At 72.4% G+C, this 2,206-nt stretch carries 3 protein-coding genes and 1 pseudogene; 3 read left to right on the top strand and 1 reads right to left on the bottom strand.

Going from position 1 to position 2,206, the window contains the following annotated elements; translation table 11 throughout:
* Positions 1-198 (bottom strand): annotated as a pseudogene (locus AB0G02_RS36225) (MmcQ/YjbR family DNA-binding protein); the annotation flags it as partial.
* Positions 199-296: 98 nt separating this feature from the next.
* On the opposite strand from AB0G02_RS36225, the gene AB0G02_RS36220 reads away from it, so the two are divergent.
* From AB0G02_RS36220 to AB0G02_RS36210, 3 genes are all read left to right on the top strand, one after another.
* Positions 297-1,370, top strand: coding sequence for an epoxide hydrolase family protein (locus AB0G02_RS36220; RefSeq protein ID WP_360803807.1), 1,074 nt, complete (start codon positions 297-299; stop codon positions 1,368-1,370).
* A gap of 87 nt (positions 1,371-1,457) precedes the next feature.
* Positions 1,458-1,772: a helix-turn-helix transcriptional regulator gene (locus AB0G02_RS36215; RefSeq protein ID WP_360803804.1), complete on the top strand. Its 315-nt coding sequence runs from the start codon at positions 1,458-1,460 to the stop codon at positions 1,770-1,772.
* The coding region (locus tag AB0G02_RS36210) for a hypothetical protein (protein WP_360803801.1) at positions 1,769-2,206 on the top strand (438 nt) is incomplete at its 3' end. The genes AB0G02_RS36215 and AB0G02_RS36210, both read left to right, overlap by 4 nt.

Below are 2,206 nucleotides of genomic sequence, written 5' to 3'. Positions count from 1 at the left end.
GTCGGGCACGCGCGCCGCGAGGACGGGACCGTCCGGCGCGTCGCCTCCGAGCGCGGCGAGGTCGCCCGCGCGCAGCGGTCGGTCCCAGGCGAACATCCTGTCCTTCACCCGCCACGCCGGCCGCCCGTCGTAGGTGGCGCGTTCGGTGACCTCGGGCAGCGCGGCGGTGATGCGGTGCACGTCGTTCCAGGTGGCCATGGGTGCAGACGATAGACCGGACACAACCGTTGGCAAGTCCAACGGTTGTGTGTACTGTTGGCTTCACCAACATTGGTGAGACCAACGGAGTGCCGACCATGATCACGCCCTTCACCCTCGACGTCCCCCAGGCCGACCTGGACGACCTGGCCGACCGGCTCGCCCGCACCCGCTGGCCCGAGGAGCTGCCCGACGCCGGGTTCGACTACGGCTTCCCCCTCTCCGAGGTCCGCGCGCTGGCCGACCACTGGCAGCACTCCTACGACTGGCGGCGGCACGAGGCCGAGCTGAACGCGCTGCCGCAGTTCACCACCGAGGTCGACGGCCAGCGCGTGCACTTCGTCCACGTCCGCTCCGCGAAGGCCGACGCGCTGCCGCTGGTGCTCGTCCACGGCTGGCCCGGCTCGGTGCTGGAGTTCCTCGACGTCGTCGAACCGCTGTCCCGCGACTTCCACCTGGTCATCCCGTCCATCCCCGGCTTCGGCCTGTCCGGCCCGACCACCGAGCGCGGCTGGGACCTCCACCGCGTCGCGCGGGCGTTCACCGAGCTGATGGACCGGCTCGGCTACGAGCGCTACGGCGCGCAGGGCGGCGACTGGGGCGCGGGCATCGCGCAGGCCATGGCCGTCGCCGCACCCGGTCACGTGGTCGCCGTGCACGTGAACTACCTGCCCACGCCGCCGGTCGAGGGCGTCGAGCTGTCCGACGACGACGAGCGGCGGCTCGACCGGATCAAGGCCCTGATGCGCAACCGGCCCGGCTACCAGGTGCTCCAGGGAACCCGGCCGCAGACCATCTCCTACGCGTTGACCGACTCGCCGGTCGGGCAGCTGGCGTGGATCGCGGAGAAGTTCACCGAGTGGACCGACCCCGACTCGGAGATCGACGTGGACCGGGTCCTGACCAACGTGATGCTGTACTGGCTGACCGGCACGGCGGGCTCGTCGGCCCGCCTCACCCGCGAGTCCGGCATCAACGCGCGGTCCTGTCCCGCGCCGCTGGGCGTGGCCGTGTTCGCGCACGACATCGTGCTGCCGGTGCGGCCGTTGGCGGAGCTGTCCCACCGGGTCGAGCACTGGAGCGAGTTCCCGAGGGGCGGCCACTTCGCCGCACTGGAAGCACCCGACCTGCTGGCCGAGGACGTCCGGGTCTTCTTCACCGGCCGCTCGTGAGGGGGCGTGCCACCGCAGTTGTGCGGTGACCGCCCCGACCACCCTAGGTAGAGTTAGACCATGGTTGGTTCACGGCGAGGGCCGAAGATGACGCTGCCCACCCAACTCGTGCTGGGCGTGCTGCTCGACGACCCCGCGGTGGACCGCTACGGCCTGGAGATCTGCCAGGCCGCCGGGCTGCCGAGCGGGACCGTGCACCCCATCCTGGCCAGGCTGGAGCAGTGCGGGTGGGTGCGGAGCCGGTGGGAGGACATCGACCCGCGCGAGCGCGGCCGTCCCCGGCGCCGCTACTACCGGCTCGACCCCGACAGCGTCGCCGTCGTCCGGTCGGCCCTGGCGCGCGCCCGCACCCCCATCGCCGGGTTGGGCTTCCTCCGGCCGCACGCGGCAGGTGGGACGTGAGCAGGCGGCAGCGCAGGCTGGCGGCCATCAGCGCGCTCGCGGGCGAGCTGGAGACCGCGTTGGGCGGCAAGCTGGACCGCATCCTCGACCGCAAGTTGGCGCACGACCTCGCGGTCGAGCTGCGGTGGGCGATCGAGCGCAGCCGGGTGATCGACGACCTGCGGCTGTTCGAGGTCTACGAGCGGGTGCGGGCGCTGGAGGCGGCCGTGGAGAAGAACCTCCACGCCACCTCGTGCTTCGGCCCCCTGTCGGACGGTGCGCGGTCGATCCGGGTCGACCTGGAGGAGATCGCCCGGACGGCCGTCGAGTGCGGGCCGTCGTACAAGGTCGTCGCGCTGGCGGTCACGTCGCTCCCGCTGCCCCACCAGGCGCGGTTCAGCGAGGAGTTCCGCGCCGAGCTCGCGGACCTGCCCCGCGGCAAGCGGCTGCCGCAC

Source organism: Actinosynnema sp. NPDC023658 (assembly GCF_040639995.1).
Lineage (GTDB): Bacteria > Actinomycetota > Actinomycetes > Mycobacteriales > Pseudonocardiaceae > Actinosynnema.
Note: the sequence above shows the minus strand (reverse complement) of the source record. Positions and strands in the feature narration are given on the sequence as shown.

Coding starts and splice junctions, on each gene's coding strand:
- AB0G02_RS36220 (WP_360803807.1), top strand. CDS start 297: ATGATCACGCCCTTCACCCTCGACGTCCCCCAGGCCGACCTGGACGAC.
- AB0G02_RS36215 (WP_360803804.1), top strand. CDS start 1,458: ATGACGCTGCCCACCCAACTCGTGCTGGGCGTGCTGCTCGACGACCCC.